The organism is Streptomyces endocoffeicus (assembly GCF_016741935.1).
GTDB classification, from domain to species: Bacteria; Actinomycetota; Actinomycetes; order Streptomycetales; family Streptomycetaceae; genus Streptomyces; species Streptomyces endocoffeicus.
Map to the genome: position 1 here is coordinate 325,734 of NZ_JAERRG010000005.1, position 18,690 is coordinate 344,423.

Consider the following 18,690-nt stretch of genomic DNA (forward strand, 5'->3'; position numbering starts at 1 on the left):
GGAGGAGCTAGGAGCCGAGGCCCGGGGCCGTCGCCCCGGCGCGCAGCGGCCGGTCGGCGCACGGCCTTGACCACCACACCCCCTCGCCGTGCGTCAGCCGGGGCAGGACCCGTTCGAAACCGTGCACCCGGCGGGCCGGGAGCTCGCCCCGCAGCAGCCACCCCGTGGCACCGTCCACGCTCTCGCCGATGTCCGCCTCGGCGGCGGCGAGGTGGGCGGTGACCGCGGCGAGCGTCTCGGCCGGAAGCTCCAGCTCGAAGGCGTGGTACGGCTCGTAGATCCGCCACCCCGCCCGCTCCAGGGCCTCCCCGAGCACCACCGGGGTGAGGTCGCGGAAGTCGGCCGCGGTGCTCAACGGCCCGATGAACCCGGAGCGGACGAGAACGACCCGGCAGTCCGTCACCGAGCGCCCCCGGGGCCCGTGGAAGAGCGTCTCGTACACGGTCTCCTCGATCGCGTTGTGGAACGCCCGGGGCAGCGCGCCCAGTTCGGTCTCGTAGCCGAAGACCACCCCGGCGCCCCGCTCGGTGGGCTCCACGCTCAGCCCGACGGTCGCCCAGGGCCCGGTGTGGCCGACCCGGGCGATCTCGCGGGCGGCCTCGCCGACCCCCGAGGGGCGCTCGACCAGCACCGGACGGCTCGGTTCGAAGTCCGCCTCGATGCCGTAGTCCTGGACCAGCGTGGCCGCGATGATCTCCTTCTGAACCTCCCCGTACAGCAGCACCGAGGTGGCCCCGCCCGGCATCGCCCGCGCGTGGATCAGCGGATCCTGGTCGGCCAGGTCGAGCAGCGCGGTGTGCAGCCGGGACGCGGCGACGGCGCCGGGCTCGCGGGCGCGGACGAGGGTCTGGAGGCTGGGCGCGGCGAAGTGCCGCCGGTCCGACGGGACGTCGTGGACGGGCCCGAGCCGGTCGCCGACCCGGACCCCGGGCAGCCCCTTGATCCTCGCGATGTTCCCGGCGGTCAGCGGCCCGCGCGCGGCCCCCGCGTCCCCGAGGACCTCGAGTGCGGTGATCTGCCCGGTGTGCTCGGTAAGGGCGCCGCCGGGCTCGCGGCGGTGCAGGGTCACCCGCTGTCGCAGCGTCACCTCGCCGGAGAACAGCCGCAGATAGGCCGTACGGCCACCACGGGCGCCGCTTCTGCCGCCTCCGCCTCCGCCTCCGCCTGCGCCTGCGCCTGTGCCGCTTCCGCCGCCTGTGCCGCCTCCGCCGCGCTCCACGGCGAAGACCGTGCCGCGCGGCTCCGCGCCGCCCGACGCGGGCGGCACCAGCCGGGCCACCCCCTCGACCAGCGCCCCGACGCCCTGGCCGCTGAGCGCCGAGCCGAAGAAGACCGGATGCGCCAGCCCCTCCGCCGTACGGGCCGCGAGCGCCGCCCCCACCTCCTCGGCCGAGGGCAGCGGACCGTCCACGACCCGCGCGAGCATCGCGTCATCGGTCTCGGCCAGCACCTCGGCCGCCTCGGCGCGCACCCCCGGATCGTCCAGGGAGCGCGGCCGGACGCGGGCGTTCCGCGTGCCCAGGTCCCTTACCGACGTCAGCGGGACGAGATGTGGCGCCAGGGCGCGCCGGATGTCGGCGAGCAGCCCCTCGTCGCGGGCGCCCGCACGGTCGATCTTGTTGATGAAGAGCAGCACCGGGAGCCGCAGCCGCCGCAGGGTCTTCATCAGCACCCTGGTCTGCGCCTGGACGCCCTCGACGGCGGACAGCACGAGCACCGCGCCGTCGAGCACCCCGAGGGCGCGCTCGACCTCGGCGATGAAGTCGGAGTGGCCGGGGGTGTCGATCAGGTTGATCTGGGTGTCCCCGGAGGTGAGGGCGGCGACCGCGGTCCGCACGGTGATACCGCGCTGCCGCTCGATCTCGCCGGTGTCGGTCTGGGTGTCCCCGGTGTCGACGCTGCCGAGCCGGTCGATCACCCCGGCGTCGTAGAGCAGCCGCTCGGTCAGGCTGGTCTTACCGGCGTCGACATGGGCGAGCACACCGATGTTGAGGGTCCGTGAGACCCGTGGAGAGCTGGGCATGGATGCTGAGTTCCTCGAAGACGGTCGTCCGGTGGGGGCACTGAGTCGTTCCGAGGAATCGGCGCATCGGTTGCTCCTGCTCGTAGGTGTCTCGTAGCTGCCTCGTAGATGTGAGGTCGCGGACATCCTGGGCACGGGGGCGGGCGGAGGCAACCGAATTACGGGCGGCCCGTCATCGCGTAACCCTCGGCCCGCCCGGTGGGAAGCGCGGCCCGTCCCCGTAGAAAGCGCTGTCACGCCTCTCGACAACACCCGCCGCTGCCCCGACTCTTCGTAAGCGACGGGGGCCGGTGCGGCGGAGGGGACTGACGATGCGGCGCAGAACGCTTCTGGCGGCGGCGGGCACCACTGTGCTCGGGACCGCCCTCACGACCGGTACCGCCTGGGCCGACGAGACCATCGGCGTCGACCCCGGCACCGACCACGGGGCCTGGGAGGGCTGGGGGACCTCGCTCGCCTGGTGGGCCAATCTCTTCGGGCAGCGGGACGACTTCGCCGATCTCTTCTTCACCACCAAGGCGGTGGGCTACGGCGGCCGAACGCTGCCCGGTCTCGGGCTGAACATCGCCCGCTACAACCTCGGCGGCTGCGCCTGGACCAGCGTGGGCGGCGAGTCCATGGTGGCCTCGCCCAACATCCCCCGGTTCAAGCAGATCGAGGGCTACTGGCACGACTGGAACAGCGAGGACCCCGCCTCCGCGGCCTGGCACTGGAACGCCGACGCGGTCCAGCGGGCGGCGCTGGCCAAGGCCGTCCAGCGGGGCGCCGTCAGCGAGCTGTTCTCCAACTCGCCCATGTGGTGGATGTGTCTCAACCACAACCCGTCCGGCGCGGCGGACGGCGGCAACAACCTCCAGTCCTGGAACTACCGCCAGTTCGCGCTCTACCTCGCCACCACCGCCCGCTACGCCCAGGACCACTGGGGCGTCCGCTTCGCCACCGTCGAGGCGTTCAACGAGCCGTCGTCGGCGTGGTGGAAGGCGGACGGCACCCAGGAGGGCTGCCACATCGACGCGGCGGTCCAGCGGACCGTCCTCGGCCACCTCCGCACCGAGCTCGACGCGCGCGGCCTGACCGGCACCCGGATCTCGGCGTCGGACGAGACCAGTTACGACCTGGCCCGCACCACCTGGAGTTCGTTCGACTCCGCCAGCCGCGCCCTGGTCGACCAGGTCAACGTCCACGGCTACCAGGGCTCGGGCGGCCGCCGTGACCTGCTGTACCTGGACGTGCGCGCGGCGGGCAAGAAGCTGTGGAACTCCGAGACCGGCGACAAGGACGGCACGGGGCTCACCCTGGCCACCAACCTCTGCCTGGACTTCCACTGGCTGCACCCCACCGCGTGGTCCTACTGGCAGGTCATGGATCCCAGCGCGGGCTGGGCGCTGATCCACTACGACCCGGACACCGCCCAGCCCGGCGCCGTGCAGACCAAGTACTACGTGCTCGCGCAGTTCACCCGCCACATCCGCCCCGGGATGCGGATCCTGGAGACCGGCTCGGACCACGCGGTCGCCGCGTACGACCCGGGGGCGCGGCGGCTCGTACTCGTCGCCGTCAACCCCGGCGCCGCGCAGACCCTGACCTTCGATCTGTCCCGCTTCGGCCAGGTCACCGGGGGTGCGGGCGGGCTGGTGCCGCGCTGGTCCACCCAGACCTCGGGCACCGGCGATCTGTACACCGCGCACCAGGACATGGCGCTGAACGGCAAGCGGCTGAGCGTTCCGTTCGCCGAGAAGTCGGTGCAGACGTTCCAGATCGACGGGGTGATCGAGTGAGCCGACGGTAGGGCGCAGGGCGCAGGGCGTGGGGCGCGGTGCGTGGGGCGTGGGGCGCGGTGCGTGGGGCGTGCGGTTACGCGGCGAGGTGGCGGACGACGCGGCGCAGCTGCTCCTCCCACCGCTCGCGGAACTCCGGCGAGTCCGGCTCGATGCCGAAGATCTGGCGGACGGCGTGCGGCATGGTGGCCGGTGCGGAGACCATGGCGTAGCACATCAGCAGCACGGCGGCCGGGTCGAGGTCGTCCGCCAGCTCGCCCGCCGCCTGCCGGCGCCGCATGTCGGACAGGTCCTCGCGCGGCTCGTCCCCCACCTCGCCGGTCAGCGCCTGCCAGCTGGCCAGCCGGATGCCGCGGGGGTCGTCGAACGCCTCCCGGAGGTAGCGGACGACCAGCTCCTCGAAGGGGACCGCGGGGTCGTTGAAGGTCGCCTCGCGCCGCAGCCACTCGCGGCCCAGCTCCCGGTAGAGGCCCTCCTTACCGCCGAAGTAGTAGGTGATCAGCTGCTTGTTGAGGCCCGCACGGTCCGCGATGTCCTGGACGCGCGCGCCCGCGAACCCCTTCTCGGAGAACTCGTCCATGGCCGCCTCCAGCAGCAGCCGCCGGGAGCGCTCCGGGCACTGCTTGCGCTCCTCGGGGGTGGGGGCGCGGCGGGGCCTCTTGGGCGTCCCCTGCATCGTCGTCATCTCCTCTTCCTCGGCCCGGACAGGCTAGCCGGGGGGTTCCGGACATGCTCTCATCTAATTGTTTGACAATGTCATCCGTTTGGATGAACCTGCTGCCGTGAGGTACGGATCGCATGACAGGCAAGGAGATTGATCATGTTCGTGGTGACCGGAGCCACCGGAAACGTCGGCAGCCATGTGGTCAAGCAGCTGGCCGACGCGGGCGCCGAGGTGCTCGCTCTCACCCGCGACCCCGAGGCGGCCCGGCTGCCGGAGGGCGTGCGGGCGGCCCGCACCGACGAGCTGCCCCTGGACGGTGCCACGGCGCTGTTCCTCAACCCCGCGGTGGCCTGGCAGACCGGGTCCGAGAAGATCCTGGAGCGGGCCAAGGCGAGCGGGGTGCGGCGGATCGTGATGCTCTCCTCGTCCTCCGTCCTGGACGATGTCGATCCGCAGCGGAACCCGATCGGCGCCCGCCACCGCGCGCTGGAGGACGAGGTCGAGGCCACGGGGCTGGAGTGGACGTTCGTCCGACCGGGCGGCTTCGCCGCGAACGCGCTGCAGTGGGTGGACCAGATCAAGGCCGGGGACGTGGTGTACGGGCCGTACGCCGGTGCGCAGATGGCGCTCATCCACGAGGCCGACATGGGCGCGGTCGCCGCCCGCGCCCTGCTCGCCGACGACCTGGTCGGCCAGACTCCCGAGCTGACCGGTCCCGAGTCGCTGAGCTTCGCCGACCAGGTGCGCACCATTGGTGAGGTCATCGGGCGGCCGCTGCGGTACGAGGAGATCCCGCACGAGGCGGCGCGGGAGCGGATGGTCGGCGGGTTCCTCACGCCGGACATGGCGGACTCCTTGCTGCGCGTCTTCGCGGAGTTGGTGGACCGGCCGCAGGCGGTCTCGCCGGAGGTCGAGCGCATCACGGGGCGCCCCGGGCGGACGTTCGCCCAGTGGGTGGAGGATCGCGTGGCCGCGTTCCGCTGAGGCGTGTTGGGTGACCGCGGTTGCGCCTGCGGCGGGCCTTCCCCTACCCGCCCCTTCCCACAACCGGGGCTCCGCCCCGGGCCCCGCTCCTCAAGCTCCCCCAGCTACCGCTGGGAGGTGCCCCCTGGAGGGGCTGAAATCAGCCCGTCCGGGGTCCAGGGGGCGGAGCCCCATGGTTCGGGAAGGGGCGGGTAGGGGAATAGCCCGCCGCAGGCGCTACCTGGACGGTGCGCGCTCGCCGGCGCCAGGGCCGCCTCAGGAGGCGGTCCGCGTGCCGCGCCTGCCCGTCTGCTTCTTCGCGGTGGTCTTCTTGGCCGCGGCCTTCTTCGTGCCCGTCTGCTTCTTCCCGGCGGCCTTCCCCGCAGGCTCCTCCGCGGGCTCCTCCGCGGCCTTGGCGGCCTTCGCCGCCGTCTTCTTCCCGGCCGCGGTGGTCTTCTTGGCGGTGCTCTTCGCCGACGCGGCCTTCTTCGCCGGTGCCTTCTTGCGGCCGCGCAGCTCGTGGACCGTCGCCTCCGCCTCCCCCTCCTCCTCGGCTTCGCCCTCCAGGGCCCCCGGAGCCTCCGCGGCCTCCCCGGCCCCCTCGCCCCGGGCCTCCTTGGCGCTGCGGACGCTCTCCTTCAGTGCCGCCATGAGGTCGACCACCTGCGCGCCCGCGGGCCGCTCGCCGGGCTCGGCGGTGGGCGTGGCGCCGGACACCTTCGCCGCCACCAGTTCCTCCAGCGCCTCGTGGTACTCGTCGCGCAGATCGCTCAGATCCACCTCTCCGAGCGTCTCCATCAGGGTGTCGGCGAGGTCCAGTTCGGCCGGCTTCACGGTCACCTTCTCCTTGGGGGCCACCCCCGCGGGCTCGCGCACCTCGTCCGGCCAGAGCAGCCGGTGCAGCGCGATGGTGTCGCCCACGACGCGGAGCATCCCCAGCCGCTCGCGGCCGCGGTGGGCGTATTTGGCGATGGCGACCTTCTCGCTGCGCTTGAGCGCCTCGCGCAGCAGGGTGTACGGCTTGGCCGCGGCGGCGCCGCTGGTGCCCAGGTAGTAGGCGTCGCCCATCTGGAGCGGATCGATCTCGGAGGCGGAGATGAACGCCTCGATCTCCAGGGTGTGGGTGGTGGGCAGCGGAAGCGCCGCGAGGTCCTCTTCGGTGATCGGGACCAGCGCGCCGTCCGCGTCCTCGTACGCTCGCCCGATCTCGCTCGACTCGACCGGCTTGTCCTCGAGCTCGCAGACCTTGCGGTAGCGGATGCGGCCGTTGTCGCGGGTGTGGATCTGCCGGAACGAGATCGAGTGGTCCTCGGTGGCCGGATAGATCTTGATCGGAATGCTCACCAGGCCAAAGGAAATGTTCCCATTCCAGATAGATCGCATGCTTGATCCCTTTCGTGAGATTCTTATCGTATGTCCCCGATCGCGGAGGTGGAGGGGCGGCGGATCACGCTCAGGAACCTCGACAAGGTCATCCATCCGGCCACCGGCACCACCAAGGGCGAGCTGCTGCACTATCTGGCGTCGACCGCGGACGCGCTCCTCGGCCATCTGCGCGGGCGGCCGCTGGCGTTCCTGCGCTACCCGGACGGCCCCGACGGCCAGAAGTTCTTCACCAAGAACCCGCCTCCGGGCACGCCTTCCTGGGTGACGACGGCCGAGGTCACCCGCCATAAGGGGGAGACCGCACGGCAGGTGGTGATCCAGGACCTGCCCTCGCTGATGTGGTCGGCGAACCTCGTCGTGGAGCTCCACACCCCGATGTGGCGGATCGACCAGGGCGTGGGCATCGCCGACCGGCTCGTCTTCGACCTCGACCCCGGGCCGCCCGCCACGATCGTGGACTGCCGCGTCGTCGCCGTATGGCTGCGCGAACGGCTGGCCGCCGACGGCCTTACGGCGTACGCGAAGACCAGTGGCTCCAAGGGGCTGCATCTGCTGGTGCCGGTGGCGCCGACCCCCTCCCGGCAGACCACCGGCTACGCCAGACGGCTGGCCCTGGAGGCCGCGAACGCCATGCCGGACCTGGTCATCCGCAAGATGACCCGCTCGCTGCGGCCGGGGAAGGTGTACGTGGACTTCAGCCAGAACGCCGCCGCGAAGACCACCGCCGCCCCGTACACCCCCCGCGCCGTCCCCGAACCGGCCGTCTCCGCGCCCGTCACCTGGGAGGAGGTCGAGGCGTGCGGCGACCCCGCGGCGCTGACCTTCCTGATCGACGACATCCCCGCGCGGCTCGACCGCCACGGGGATCTGCTCGCCCCACTGCTCGACCCGGCGGAGGGGCGCCCGCTGCCGACGGGCGAGGCCGGTGCCGAGGAGGACGGGGCCCGTGTCGAGGAGGGCGAGGCCCGTGTCGAGGAGGGCGAGGGCAACGGCCAAGGCGACGGCGAAGGCGCGGCCGACCGATGACGTCCCCCTCCCACGAGCCGCCCCTTCAGCCACCCGTGGACGTGGCGCTGGCCCGTGTCGTCCCGATCCTGCCCACCGCCCCGCCCGGACGGCGGCTGGCGTACGAGCCCAAGTTCGACGGCCATCGGCTGCTGATCTTCCGGCTGGTGGACACCGTAAGGATGCAGGCCCGCTCCGGCCGCATCGTGACCCGCGCCTTCCCCGACCTGGCGGCCGCGGCACGGCCGCTGCCGCCCGGCACGGTCCTCGACGGCGAGGTGGTGGTGTGGGCGGGCGGGCGTACGGACTTCGCGGCCGTCCAGAAGCGCGCCTTCGCCGCGTCCGAGTCCCGCGCGGGAAGGCTCGCCCGGGAACTGCCCGCCTCCTACGCCGCCTTCGACCTGCTCGCGATCGGCGCGGAGGATCTGCGGCCGCTTCCGTACGAACAGCGCCGCGCCCGGCTGATGGCGCTCCTCGAACCGCTCGGCCCACCGCTCCAGGCCGTGCCGATGACGACCGATCCGGAGCTCGCCGCCACCTGGTACGCGTCGCTCCTGGAGATCGGTATCGAGGGCCTGGTCATCAAGGAGCTGGACCAGCCCTACCGGCCGGGCCGCCACTGGCGGAAGGTGCGCCACTCGGAGACCCGGGACGCCGTCGTCGTCGGCGTCGTCGGCCCCCGCCTCCGCCCGCGCGCCCTCGCGCTGGTGCTCCCCGGCGACGACGCGCCCTTGATCTCCGCCCCGCTCTCCACGGCCGTCCGCGCCCAGCTCAGCATGGCCCTGCGCGATCTGCCCGACCCCCAGCCCCCGCCCGCCGAACTCCCCACCGCCCTGGACCGGGTCGGCGCCGAGATCGCCTACCGCCCCATCGCCCCGGACCTGACCGTCGAGGTCCGCCAGGAGGGCACGGTCCGCCACGCGGCGACGAGGGTGATGCGCCTGCGCATCCCCGACTGACCCGTGCGCCGCGGCCCCCGGCGCCGCGCCCGTGATCCGACCGTGGCCGCCCCGCCTGGCACCGGCGATCGGCGCCATGTCGCTCTACGCGCCGATCCGTGACCCGGGCCGAGCCGTGACCCGGGCCGAGCCGTGACCCGGGCCGAGCTGTGACCTGGGCCGATCCGTGCCCCGCGCCGATCCGTGACCCGGACCGATCCGGGAGGCGATCCGCGCGGCGGGTCACGCCCCGGGCCGGGCACCACCCGCCGAACCCGTCGAACCTGCCGGGTCCTCCGGATCCGGCGGCCCGGTGATCACTGCCGTCACCCGGCTGCCCGGGGGCAGTTCGCCCCGCTCCACCAGCCCGTACACACCCCACAGCAGCTTCGCCACGTACCGCCGCTCCAGCCGGACCCCGTGCCGTTCCTCGAACTCCGCCGCGAACGCCTCCAGCTCCGCCGGGACCCGTCCGTAGCCGCCGCCGTGGTAGCCGTGCTCGATCCGCCAGCTGTCGAACACCCGCCCCCACCCTCGCTCGTGCAGCGCGGCCACCTCGCCCTCCAGGTAGCCCTCCGCCCCCTTCAGCACGGCGAACCCCACCGCTCGCGCACCAGCCGGGAGCGCCGCCGCGATCCCGGCCAGCGTGCCGCCCGTGCCCACCGCGCAGCACACCACATCGCCCGGCCCCAGGTCGGGCAGCTCCGCGACGAGCTCCGCCGCCCCGCGCGCCGCCAGGACGTTCGTACCGCCCTCCGGGAGCACGTAGGCGCGTCCCCATCGCTCCTCCAGCGCCCGCAGGGTGCCCGAGTCGTCCTCGCTCAGGCCGCGCAGCGTCTCGCGGTAGGCGGAGCGGGTGACGAAGGCCAGCTCCATGCCGTGTGCCTCGGCCCGCGCCAGCGACCAGTTGCGCGGCGCGGCGGCCAGCTCGTCGCCCCGGACGACCCCGACCGTCGACAGCCCGTACGCGGCCCCCGCCGCGGCCACCGCGCGGATGTGGTTGGAGTACGCCCCGCCGAAGGTGAGCAGCCGGGTGTGGCCGCGCTCGACGGCCGCGCGCAGATTCGGGGTGAGCTTGCGCCACTTGTTGCCCGGCATCAGCGGGTGGATGAGATCGTCCCGCTTCAGCCGCAGCGCCACGCCCCGGTCGGCGAGCCACGGGTCGGCCACGTCCCGTACGGGGGACGGCAGCCGGGGCCGTATCGGGCTGGTGGTGTCCGGCGGGTGTCTCACCTGTCCATTCTGACCGCTGGCCCTCCTTCAGTGAGCCGTGCCGCCTGCGGGCCGTACGGACGCGGGGCCCGAGCCGGTCACACAGCGTAAGCACCGGCAAGGTGGCCATGTCGAGGTGAGGAGGGGAGCCAGAGGGTCACTGCTGATGACCACCACCTCGGCGCTCCAGGTCTGGCCACTGTCATGGGACACCCGCAGGCTCATGAGCCGCTGTCCCTTTTCTGCCTTGTCCATCACGATCTGCCTCTTCTGCCGCTTTGGGTCGTGATGGTCCCGCCATTGCCCAGGACACTGCGACGACAGAAAAGGCGCTACTCAGGTGTCCCTCAAAGGGCGTCATTTCGGTGTCATTCATGGGTGTTCAGGGCTAGCGTGGACGTCATGACGACCGAGGTACACGCACCGAATGACGCGCTGCGGGCTGTGCGGATCGGCCTGCGGATGAGCCAGGACGACTTGGCAAAGGCGCTCCGCCGGGCAGGTGTCGAATTAGGCGAGCCGAACGAGGCCAGCAAGCGGCTGGTCCAACGCTGGGAATCCGGTATCAGCAGATCGCCGAGGCCGGTCTACATCCGCGCTCTGGAGAGGGTCACAGGCGTACCGATCGAGTCGTTGGGATTCGCCCCGCAGGTGCCCATGGCGAGAGTCCATGGTGATGGAGCAGGAGGGCATGACATGACACCGAGCGCGGAGGGTGTGGCTCCCGCCTCCGCCGACACCCGGGCGGGCCGGCAGACAGCGGCAGAGAACTACAGCGGCGTTTGGCTTTCCCGGTACGAGTACTACTCGTCAGGGCGCGAGGACGTCTTCGAGGGCAGGCATTACGTGGTGCTTGTGCAGCACGGCAATCGTCTGACGGGACGGTCACTCAACGGAGCGTCCTTGAACCCGGACTCCCCGCTCTCCCTGGACCTCACCGTTGACCGGAGCGTGGTCACGGGCACCTGGACCGAGCAGACGGCCACCGGCGGCTACTACCAGGGGGCGTGCTACCAAGGCGCGGTTCAGATGCTCGTGGAGCCGACCAGCCGCCGCATGGCTGGCAAGTGGGTCGGTTTCGGCAAGGACTTCGACGTCAACACCGGCCCATGGGAGCTGCGCCTCATGGACACCTCGGTCTCCAAAGCGACTCTGGAGCGGTACAGCGTCCCGCCGGAGTGACCGGTCCGCGTACGAAAGTGACCGGTCCGCGTACGAAGCTGATGGCCGGCGGTGCGGTGGCGGTCTTCTCTCGTGCCTTCCGCGAGTCGCGCCCGTCGTTCAGGCCTTGCATGAGGAGTAGTGGTTCAGATCCTCGGGGTCGGGTCGAAATCGGTTCTCCCAGTCACCGGGGTAGGCATGCACCAGCGCCGGCAGTTGGGCTTGGACGTCGGCGGCCCATTCCTCGGTGAGGTACGTGCGCAGGGCACGCAAGAGGCTCTTGCAGTCGGCCGTGTGGCCCTTCGGCAGTCCGATGCCGTAACGGTTGATCTGGCCTGCGGTGACGCCCGGGGCAACCTTGAGTGGGACCTTGCTGTTCTTCTGCTGTTCCACAAAGCCGTAGAGCAGCGCCTCGTCGGTGAACACCGCGTCGATCGCGCCGCGCTGGAGCTTTCGTACACAGGTCGAGTAGTCGGCTACTTTTTGGCGGGTCGTACCGCGGGGCAGCTCCGCCTCGGCCGAGGTCGATCCGTCGACCGTGCAGATTTCCTTGCCCGCGACGTCCTTCTCGGTCTTGAGACCCTGATAGTCCTCGCGGATCAGGAAGCCTTGTCCGGTGACCAGGTAGGGCCCGACGAAGTCGACGTTCTGCTCTCGGTCCGGGGCGATGGAGTAGGTCGCGATGACCAGTGCCGAGGACCCTTCCTTGAGTTCCTGCTCTCGGTTGGCGGATATGACGTCATGGAACTTGGGATGGAAACCGATCTCCCCACCGAGATAGTTGGCCAGGTCCACCTCAAGGCCGCGGTCGGTGTGGGCGGCGTGAAGGTTGAACCCCGGCTGGTCGGTCTTGCCGCCGATGAAGACCGTGTTGCGCAGGCGGGACTCCTCATCCTTGTCGTCCGAGGCGCATGCCGTCATGGTGATCAGAAGTAAGGCGGCCACCGTCCGCACGAGTCGTCGAACGCCGGGCCGGCTGGGGCCCGGGGCGTGCGTCGTGTGTATCAATGAGGGTTCCTATTCATCCAGGTGAGCCGAGGTGACCGAGAGATCCAGCGCGCAGTTCTGTTCCGCGATCAGCCGGACCGTGAGCCGGATGTCCTTCATGTCCTCTCCCAGGTCGAGCACGAACGTCTCGCCGGCCGCCCGAGTCTGCGGGAGGTCCTGCCCGGCGCCGGTCGGAAGGGTCACGGTGAGTTTGCTGCCCGGTGTGCACGTTGGATCGGAGAGGTTGTGCTGGGTCAGGGCGAACCTGATCGTGAGCCGCGGGTGCGGATCGTCGGTGTGGGCTGAGGCGACAACGGTGTCCCCGTTCTCCACAGGGCGCGCCGGGGAGAGCGTGAAGCGGTGGGACATGTCCACGGGGCGGCTGTCCAGGTACACCCATACGCCCCAGGCGGGCAGTCCGACGATCAATACCGCCAGAGGGATCACGACCAGGATGAGCGGCGGCCACAGGGGGCGCTCACCCTCCGCGTCCCGGCGCCTGATGAGCGGCAGCATGGCGGCGACGAAAGCCAGAAGTGCCCCGGCGGTCACACCGACCACCCCGGCGTCCCCGCCGAGCGCGAGCCAGATCGAGGCCGACGTGAGAAGGGTGACGAGATCGACGAGGATCAGCAGGGCGAGCAACCGATCGTCAGTGAGGGCGTCGCGGAACCGGACCGCCCGGCCCGACAGCCACGCCGGAAGCCGCAGGCTGGTGCCAGCTGCGGCCGCATCTCCCGGCGGGTCCGGTGGGACAGGGTTCGCATCGTCGGTCACGCGAACAGATTACGGTCGGGACATACCGGGCAACAGGATTTCGTTGTAACCGAGTTGAGCCCCCACGGGGCGGGCGTACACTGCGCGGGAGGGCTGTCGGGTCACCAGGTGGTCTCCGGTCGTCCGCCCGGATCGACCGGCCGCGCCCCCGGGTTCGTCCGCCCGTCACCCTGCTGTGTGACGTCCCCGCCGCGCCCCATCTGACGTGCCGCACCCCCGCTGACGTGCCGCACCCCCGGCCGCACCGAGGCCGACCTCCAGCGTCGTGCGTTCGCGCTCCACCGGGACATGTACGCCACGGGGTGCCCCGGGCCGCGGGGCGCCGCCCGCAACGACGCACAGCGGAGTGTCGACGCGTCGGAGAAAGTTGACGCGTCGGGAATCTCCGACGTAATCTCCGAGGCGTGCCCACAGACGTCTTCAGCGCGCTCGCCAACCCCGTGCGCCGCAAGCTGCTCGACTGCCTCCGGGACGGCCCCCGCGCCGTCAACGACCTCGCGGGCGAGTTCGAGCTGAGCAGACCGGCGATCTCGGAACATCTCCAGGTGCTCCGGCTGGCCCGGCTCGTACGGGAGGAGCCGCGGGGGCGGCAGCGGTACTACCACCTGGAGCCGGATCCGCTCGCCGAGGTGCAGCAGTGGCTGCATCCCTTCGAGCACTACTGGCGCGAGCGGCTCCGCGCGCTGCGCGACGTCCTCGACGAGGAGAACCCATGACCGAGCCCGATGCCATCCACTGCGACCAGTTCCTGCCCCACCCCCCGGCCGTCGTGTGGAAGGCCCTCACCGATCCGCGGCCGCACGCGCGGTGGTGGGCCGCGGGCGATGTGCGGGCGGAGGTCGGCCACCGCTTCACGCTCGACATGGGGCCCTGGGGAGAGCAGCCCTGCGAGGTGATCGCCGTCGAGCCGGAGCGGCTGCTGAGCTACCGGTTCGCCGGGACCACCCTCGACACCACCATCACCTGGCGCCTCGAACCGGAGGGCGCCGGCACCCGGCTCTTCCTCGCGCACACCGGGTTCGACCTCGACTCCCCGCTCGGCAGGAAGGCGCTCGACGGCATGGGCCGCGGCTGGCCCTCGGTGCTCGAGAACCTCGCCAGGGTGCTCGCCGAACCGGCGAGCTGAGCGACAGAGCTGAGCGCCCGGCCGGGAACACCGGCGAGCTGAGCGACCGGCCGGGAACCTTACGAGAAGCGGGCTATCGCCGTCATCGTCGGCCGCAGGTTCCGTACCGCGGGCAGCCACCGCATCAGCGGCGCCAGCGCCCCGTAGTAGAACCCCCGGCCGCGCGGCAGTGGCACCTCGCGCACGTCCGTGATCGCCGGATGGGCCGTCCGCACCTTGGGCAGCTCACCCGCGTCCATGCCCCACGGCATGGGCGGCGCTTGATAGCCCCCCGCGGTGCGCATCTCGCCGCGCATCGTCCGGGCGCTGAACCACCGCGGCACCGCGTCGAAGACCAGCGCCCCGCCCCGGAACCGCTCGGCGCACCCCGCGATCAGGTCCTTCACCTCGGCCGGCCGCAGATACATCAGCAGCCCCTGCGCGGTGATCAGCACCCCGCGCGCCGGATCGACCTCGTCCCGCCAGGACAGGTCGAGCGCCGAGCGGGCGAGGGTGCGCCGCCGCTCGTCGTCGGGCAGCAGCGCCCGCCGCACCTCGGCGGTCTCCGGCAGCTCCACGCACACCCAGCGCGCCCGCCCGTTGTCCACCCGCCAGAACTGCGTCTCCAGACCCTCGGCGAGCGTGACGACCGTGCCGTCCGGATGCTCGTCGAGGAAGGCCCGTACGACGGTGTCGAAGGTGCGGACCCGTAGCGCCTGGCCCTGCGCCAGCAGCGGGCTGGGCGCCCCGAAGGTCTCCTCGAAGGGGTAGTCGACGCGGTCGACCAGCTCCACGGCCTTGGGGTCGTCCAGCACGGTCCGCGCCCGGCGGGCCTCGGCGGCCCGCATATAGAGGTTCCACAGCAGGGTCTCGGGCACCTCGCTCAGCTCGACGCGCCGACCGCCCTCGCCGCCCATCGTGCCGTCCCCGCCCCTCGTGCCGTCCCCGCCCCTGTTCCCGGTCGAGTCCCTGTTCCCGGCCCCGTCCCTGTTCCCGGCCCCGTCCCTGTTCCCGGTCCCGTCCGGTCCGGCGTCCGCCATGGCGTCGTCACTCCTCGCACGCGCGTCCCCCGGCGTTTCCCCCACCGCTTCCATCGCCTCCACCGCCATTCAACCTCACCCGATCCCTCATCCGGAACGGCGAACGCCCCGGCCCCCGGACGAATCCGGGGCCGGGGCGTTCAGGCGGTACGGCGGTCCTTCAACCCGCCTCGGCCGGAACCGGGCCGATCGCCCGGCCCGCCCACTCGGGGGCCTTCTCGAGCAGATCCGTCAGCCGCTCCCGCACCTCATCGGGGAACGGAGCCGAGCGGCTCTCCTTCTGATCGATATGGAGCGCGAGCAGCTCGGTCGTGGCCGCGGGGGCGCCGTCCGGCTCACCCACATGCATCTCGTGGGTGAACCGGACCTTCTTACCGTCCACGCCGATGACGCGCGTACGGATGGTGAGTTCGGCGCCCTCCTCGACCTCGCTCAGATACCGGATGTGCGACTCCACGGTGTAGAGGGAGCAGCCGGTCTTGGCGCGGTAGGCGGAGTCGAGCCCGGTCTCCACCATCATCTCGTCGGTGCTGTGGCCGAAGACGAGGACGTAGAACGCCTCGCTCATATGGCCGTTGTAGTCGATCCACTCGGGACGTACGGTCTGCCGGTAGTCGGGGAGCGTGCTGCTCACTTCTCGTCTCCCATGGTGCTGGGGGTAGGTGCGATGCCGTCCGTCCCCTCGGTGCGCTGCCGCGGCAGACGGCCAGTCGCCCGCAGGACGTCTATGACGCCCTGGTCCCGCTCCGCGACGAGCTGCGCGATGGTACGGCTGCCCGCCGCCTCGTCACAGCCGTCGACCATGGCCGCACGCAGCGTGTCGTCCAGCTCAGGCGCCTCGAGACGGGTCCACGGAGACTTCAACGAGGGTCCGAAGTGGTCGAGCATATGTCCCATGCCTCCGTCGCCGCCCGCCAGGGCGAACGTGAGGCACGGACCCATGAACGCCCACCGCAGTCCGGGCCCCTCGGTGATGGAGTCGTCGATCTCCTTCACCGTGGCCTCACCGTTGGCCACCATGTGCAGCGCCTCCCGCCACAGCGCCTCCTGGAGCCGGTTGGCGATGAAACCGGGCAGCTCGCGCTCCATGGTGATCACGGACTTGCCCGCCACCTTGTAGAAGCGCGAGGCCCACTCGACCGCCTCGGCGTCGGTCCGCTTCCCGCCCACGACCTCGACCAGCGGAATGAGATACGGCGGATTGAAGGGGTGGCCGACGACGAGGCGGCCGGGGTCGGCGGCCTCGGTCTGCATATCGGTCATCGGATAGCCGGAGGTGGAGGAGGCGATGACGACCCCGGGCGGGGCCGCCGCGTCCAGCTGGGCCAGCAGCGACCGCTTGAGCTCCAGCTTCTCCGGGGCGCTCTCCTGGACGAACTGCGCGTCGGCCACGGCCTCCGCCAGGGTCGCGGTGACGGTCAGCCGGTCGGGGGAGGCGCCGTCGGCGAGGCCGATCTGCTCCAGGGCGGGCCAGGCGGCCGCCACGAGACGGCGCAGCTTCTCCTCGGCGTCGGGGGCCGGGTCCCAGGCGGTGACGTCGTAGCCGCGCGCCAGGAAGTGGGCGACCCAGCCGCCGCCGATGACTCCGGCGCCGACGCAGGCGACGCGGCGTACCTCTTCGGGGGCGCAGGGGGATGAGGGCATGGCGGTCCTAAGGATGTGAGGGAGAGAAGGGGAAGAGAGGGGAAGGGAGGGGAGCCGGTGGGGGATTACGCGCGGGGCTTGAGGCCCAGCCGCTGCCGCGCCTCGTCCGGCGTGGCGACCTTCGCGCCCAGCAGCTCCGTGATCTGGACCGCGCGCTCGACGAGCTGGCCGTTGGTGGCCTTGACGCCCCGGCTGAGGTAGAGGTTGTCCTCAAGACCGACCCGTACGTTCCCGCCGAGCAGGATGGACTGCGCCACCCACGGCATCTGCATCCGGCCCAGCGCGAAGCTGGCCCACTGGGCGCCCTCGGGCAGCATGTTGACCATCGACGCGAGTACGCCCGGCTCGGCCGGGGCGCCCCACGGGATGCCCATGCACAGCTGGAAGACGGTCGGGTCGTCCAGCAGCCCCTCGGCCAGCAGCTGCTTGGCGAACCACAGCTGCCCGGTGTCGAAGATCTCCAGCTCGGGGCGTACGCCCAGCTCCTGGATGCGCTTGGCGCCGGTGCGCAGCATGTCGGGGGTGGAGACATAGAGGTTGCTGCCGTCGCCGAAGTTGAGCGAGCCGCAGTCCAGGGTGCAGATGTCGGGGAGCAGGTCCTCGACGTGGGGGAGCCGGTCCAGGCCGCTGACCAGGTCGGTGCCGGGGAGGTGGGTGAGCGGGTTCTCGGGGTCGATCACCAGGTCGCCGCCCATGCCCGCGGTGAGGTTGATGACGACGTCGGTGCCGGTCTCCTTGACCCGCTCCACGACCTCGCGGTAGAGCCGCGGATCGCGGGCGGGGGCGCCGGTCTCGGGGTCGCGTACGTGGATGTGGACCACGGCCGCCCCGGCCTCCGCGGCCTCGACGGCGGAGCGGGCTATCTGCTCGGGGGTGACGGGGACATGGGGGCTGCGGCCCACGGTGTCACCGGCGCCGGTCAGGGCACAGGTGATGATGACGCTGTCGTTCATGGGCATGGGCTTCTCTCCCTCTCTCGCGGTGCACCGCACTCTGGTGCGGAGCTACGGCCCGGACCGGTCGGCCGGTCCGGCCGCGTCGGCGCCGGAGCGCCGTGCGGTCAATTCGGTGTCCACGTACGCGTTGCAGGCGATGTCCATGGCCTCGGCGCTCGTACCGCCCGCACCGGGCCCGGTGGCCAGCACCTGAATGGCGAGTCCGTCGATCAGGGCCGTCAGGCGCAGCGCGCTGAACTCGGGGTCGACGGTGCGGAAGACCCCCTGCTCGATGCCGCGCCGGATCACCTCGGCCACGGTCCGCCGCCACTGCTGGTAGAAGTCGGCGTGCAGCCGCCCGATGGCCGTGGACCGCGCGGCCTCGGCCCACAGGTCCATCCACACCAGCCACTGCTGCCGCTGCCGCTCGGTGTACGGCGCCTGGAGCGCGATCAGCTGCCGCAGCTCCTCGCGGGCGTCGTCGGCCTCCGCGATCCGGGCGGCGCGGCGCGCGGTGTCCTCGTCCATACACCAGCGCACGGCGGCCTCGAGCAGCTCGGCGCGGCCCGGGAAGTGGTAGTGGATGGTGGCGGTGCTGGTGTCGCAGGCCGCGGCGATGTCGGCGACGCGTACGGCGTGGAAGCCGCGCTCGGCGATGAGCCGGACCGTCTCCCGCACGATCTGCAGCGGCCGTCCGCTGCCGGGGGGCGCGGTGGGGGCGGACGGCCGCGGCGCCCCGGCCGCCCCGCCGGCCGCTCCCTCGGCTCCGCCGTCCGCTCCGTCGCCGGTCGTGGTGCCCAGCAGCCATCCGGCGTCCACGTTCCCGGCGTCGGCGATCCGCGCCAGCTCGGCCACGGTGAAGCGCCGGCTCCCGCTGAGCGAACGCGAGAGCTTGGACGGGTCCATCACCACCCGCCGAGCGAATTCGCGCTGGGTACACCCGGCTTCGCCGATCACCTGACGTACGCGTTCCGCCACGTCGAACTGTTGCCGCATGGCCGACACGGTACGGACGCGTTGAGATAAGCGCAATGAATGTGACAGTGGAATGCCTGCTTCCTCCCGGTATTCA

Annotated in this window: 18 protein-coding genes; 7 read left to right on the forward strand and 11 right to left on the reverse strand. The window is 71.7% G+C overall.

The features are described from left to right. Positions 1-7: 7 nt before the first annotated feature. The gene (locus tag JK364_RS16310; RefSeq protein WP_201851791.1) at positions 8-2,023 is read right to left on the reverse strand and encodes a GTP-binding protein; all 2,016 of its coding nucleotides are present in this window, start codon (positions 2,021-2,023) and stop codon (positions 8-10) included. A gap of 311 nt (positions 2,024-2,334) precedes the next feature. Here JK364_RS16310 and JK364_RS16315 point away from each other — a divergent pair, with 311 nt between their 5' ends. Next, a complete protein-coding gene (locus JK364_RS16315; protein ID WP_201851792.1) occupies positions 2,335-3,801 on the forward strand; it encodes a glycoside hydrolase in 1,467 nt (488 codons plus the stop codon). Positions 3,802-3,877: 76 nt separating this feature from the next. Here JK364_RS16315 and JK364_RS16320 read toward each other — a convergent pair whose 3' ends face one another. Continuing rightward, entirely contained in the window at positions 3,878-4,486 is a 609-nt protein-coding gene (locus JK364_RS16320; protein ID WP_230992003.1) for a TetR/AcrR family transcriptional regulator, read from the reverse strand. A 135-nt stretch (positions 4,487-4,621) separates the two neighbouring features. Here JK364_RS16320 and JK364_RS16325 point away from each other — a divergent pair, with 135 nt between their 5' ends. Further along, positions 4,622-5,449, forward strand: a complete 828-nt coding sequence (locus JK364_RS16325; RefSeq protein WP_201851793.1) for an NAD(P)H-binding protein — start codon at positions 4,622-4,624, stop codon at positions 5,447-5,449. Positions 5,450-5,704: 255 nt separating this feature from the next. Here the strand turns inward: JK364_RS16325 and ku are convergent, their stop codons facing one another. Beyond that, positions 5,705-6,811: a non-homologous end joining protein Ku gene (gene ku, locus JK364_RS16330; protein ID WP_201851794.1), complete on the reverse strand. Its 1,107-nt coding sequence runs from the start codon at positions 6,809-6,811 to the stop codon at positions 5,705-5,707. A gap of 30 nt (positions 6,812-6,841) precedes the next feature. Here ku and ligD point away from each other — a divergent pair, with 30 nt between their 5' ends. Both ligD and JK364_RS16340 read left to right on the forward strand, forming a co-directional pair. Beyond that, positions 6,842-7,840, forward strand: coding sequence for a non-homologous end-joining DNA ligase (gene ligD, locus JK364_RS16335; protein ID WP_230992004.1), 999 nt, complete (start codon positions 6,842-6,844; stop codon positions 7,838-7,840). Further along, positions 7,837-8,778, forward strand: coding sequence for an ATP-dependent DNA ligase (locus JK364_RS16340; RefSeq protein ID WP_201851795.1), 942 nt, complete (start codon positions 7,837-7,839; stop codon positions 8,776-8,778). Before ligD ends, JK364_RS16340 begins: the two co-directional genes overlap by 4 nt. Positions 8,779-9,000: 222 nt before the next feature. On the opposite strand, the gene JK364_RS16345 is transcribed toward JK364_RS16340, so the two are convergent. After that, complete coding sequence (locus JK364_RS16345; RefSeq protein WP_307841298.1) at positions 9,001-9,990, reverse strand: 1-aminocyclopropane-1-carboxylate deaminase/D-cysteine desulfhydrase; 990 nt, start codon at positions 9,988-9,990, stop codon at positions 9,001-9,003. A gap of 381 nt (positions 9,991-10,371) precedes the next feature. Between JK364_RS16345 and JK364_RS16350 the strand changes: the two genes are divergently transcribed. Beyond that, positions 10,372-11,151 (forward strand): helix-turn-helix transcriptional regulator, encoded by a 780-nt coding sequence (locus tag JK364_RS16350; RefSeq protein ID WP_201851796.1) that lies wholly within the window; start codon positions 10,372-10,374, stop codon positions 11,149-11,151. 99 nt (positions 11,152-11,250) lie between these two features. Here the strand turns inward: JK364_RS16350 and JK364_RS16355 are convergent, their stop codons facing one another. Beyond that, complete coding sequence (locus JK364_RS16355; protein ID WP_201851797.1) at positions 11,251-12,075, reverse strand: transporter substrate-binding domain-containing protein; 825 nt, start codon at positions 12,073-12,075, stop codon at positions 11,251-11,253. Between the two features lie 72 nt (positions 12,076-12,147). Next, the gene (locus tag JK364_RS16360; RefSeq protein WP_201851798.1) at positions 12,148-12,894 is read right to left on the reverse strand and encodes a hypothetical protein; all 747 of its coding nucleotides are present in this window, start codon (positions 12,892-12,894) and stop codon (positions 12,148-12,150) included. Between the two features lie 404 nt (positions 12,895-13,298). Between JK364_RS16360 and JK364_RS16365 the strand changes: the two genes are divergently transcribed. Both JK364_RS16365 and JK364_RS16370 read left to right on the forward strand, forming a co-directional pair. Further along, the gene (locus tag JK364_RS16365; RefSeq protein ID WP_201851799.1) at positions 13,299-13,610 is read left to right on the forward strand and encodes an ArsR/SmtB family transcription factor; all 312 of its coding nucleotides are present in this window, start codon (positions 13,299-13,301) and stop codon (positions 13,608-13,610) included. Next, on the forward strand, positions 13,607-14,020 hold the full coding sequence (locus JK364_RS16370; protein ID WP_201851800.1) for an SRPBCC family protein: 414 nt from the start codon (positions 13,607-13,609) through the stop codon (positions 14,018-14,020). The genes JK364_RS16365 and JK364_RS16370 overlap by 4 nt, the downstream gene beginning before the upstream one ends. A gap of 59 nt (positions 14,021-14,079) precedes the next feature. On the opposite strand, the gene JK364_RS16375 is transcribed toward JK364_RS16370, so the two are convergent. The 5 genes from JK364_RS16375 to JK364_RS16395 all read right to left on the reverse strand — a co-directional run bounded on the left by JK364_RS16375 (position 14,080) and on the right by JK364_RS16395 (position 18,614). Continuing rightward, positions 14,080-15,039: a class I SAM-dependent methyltransferase gene (locus JK364_RS16375; protein WP_230992005.1), complete on the reverse strand. Its 960-nt coding sequence runs from the start codon at positions 15,037-15,039 to the stop codon at positions 14,080-14,082. A gap of 160 nt (positions 15,040-15,199) precedes the next feature. Then, complete coding sequence (locus tag JK364_RS16380) at positions 15,200-15,673, reverse strand: thioesterase family protein (protein WP_201851801.1); 474 nt, start codon at positions 15,671-15,673, stop codon at positions 15,200-15,202. Beyond that, complete coding sequence (locus tag JK364_RS16385; protein ID WP_201851802.1) at positions 15,670-16,683, reverse strand: 3-hydroxyacyl-CoA dehydrogenase NAD-binding domain-containing protein; 1,014 nt, start codon at positions 16,681-16,683, stop codon at positions 15,670-15,672. Before JK364_RS16385 ends, JK364_RS16380 begins: the two co-directional genes overlap by 4 nt. Positions 16,684-16,748: 65 nt before the next feature. After that, the gene (locus tag JK364_RS16390; protein WP_201851803.1) at positions 16,749-17,642 is read right to left on the reverse strand and encodes a beta-keto acid cleavage family enzyme; all 894 of its coding nucleotides are present in this window, start codon (positions 17,640-17,642) and stop codon (positions 16,749-16,751) included. 45 nt (positions 17,643-17,687) lie between these two features. Further along, positions 17,688-18,614 carry a TetR/AcrR family transcriptional regulator gene (locus JK364_RS16395; RefSeq protein WP_201851804.1) on the reverse strand — a complete coding sequence of 309 codons (927 nt, stop codon included), beginning with the start codon at positions 18,612-18,614 and terminating at the stop codon, positions 17,688-17,690. Between the last annotated feature and the right edge of the window lie 76 nt (positions 18,615-18,690).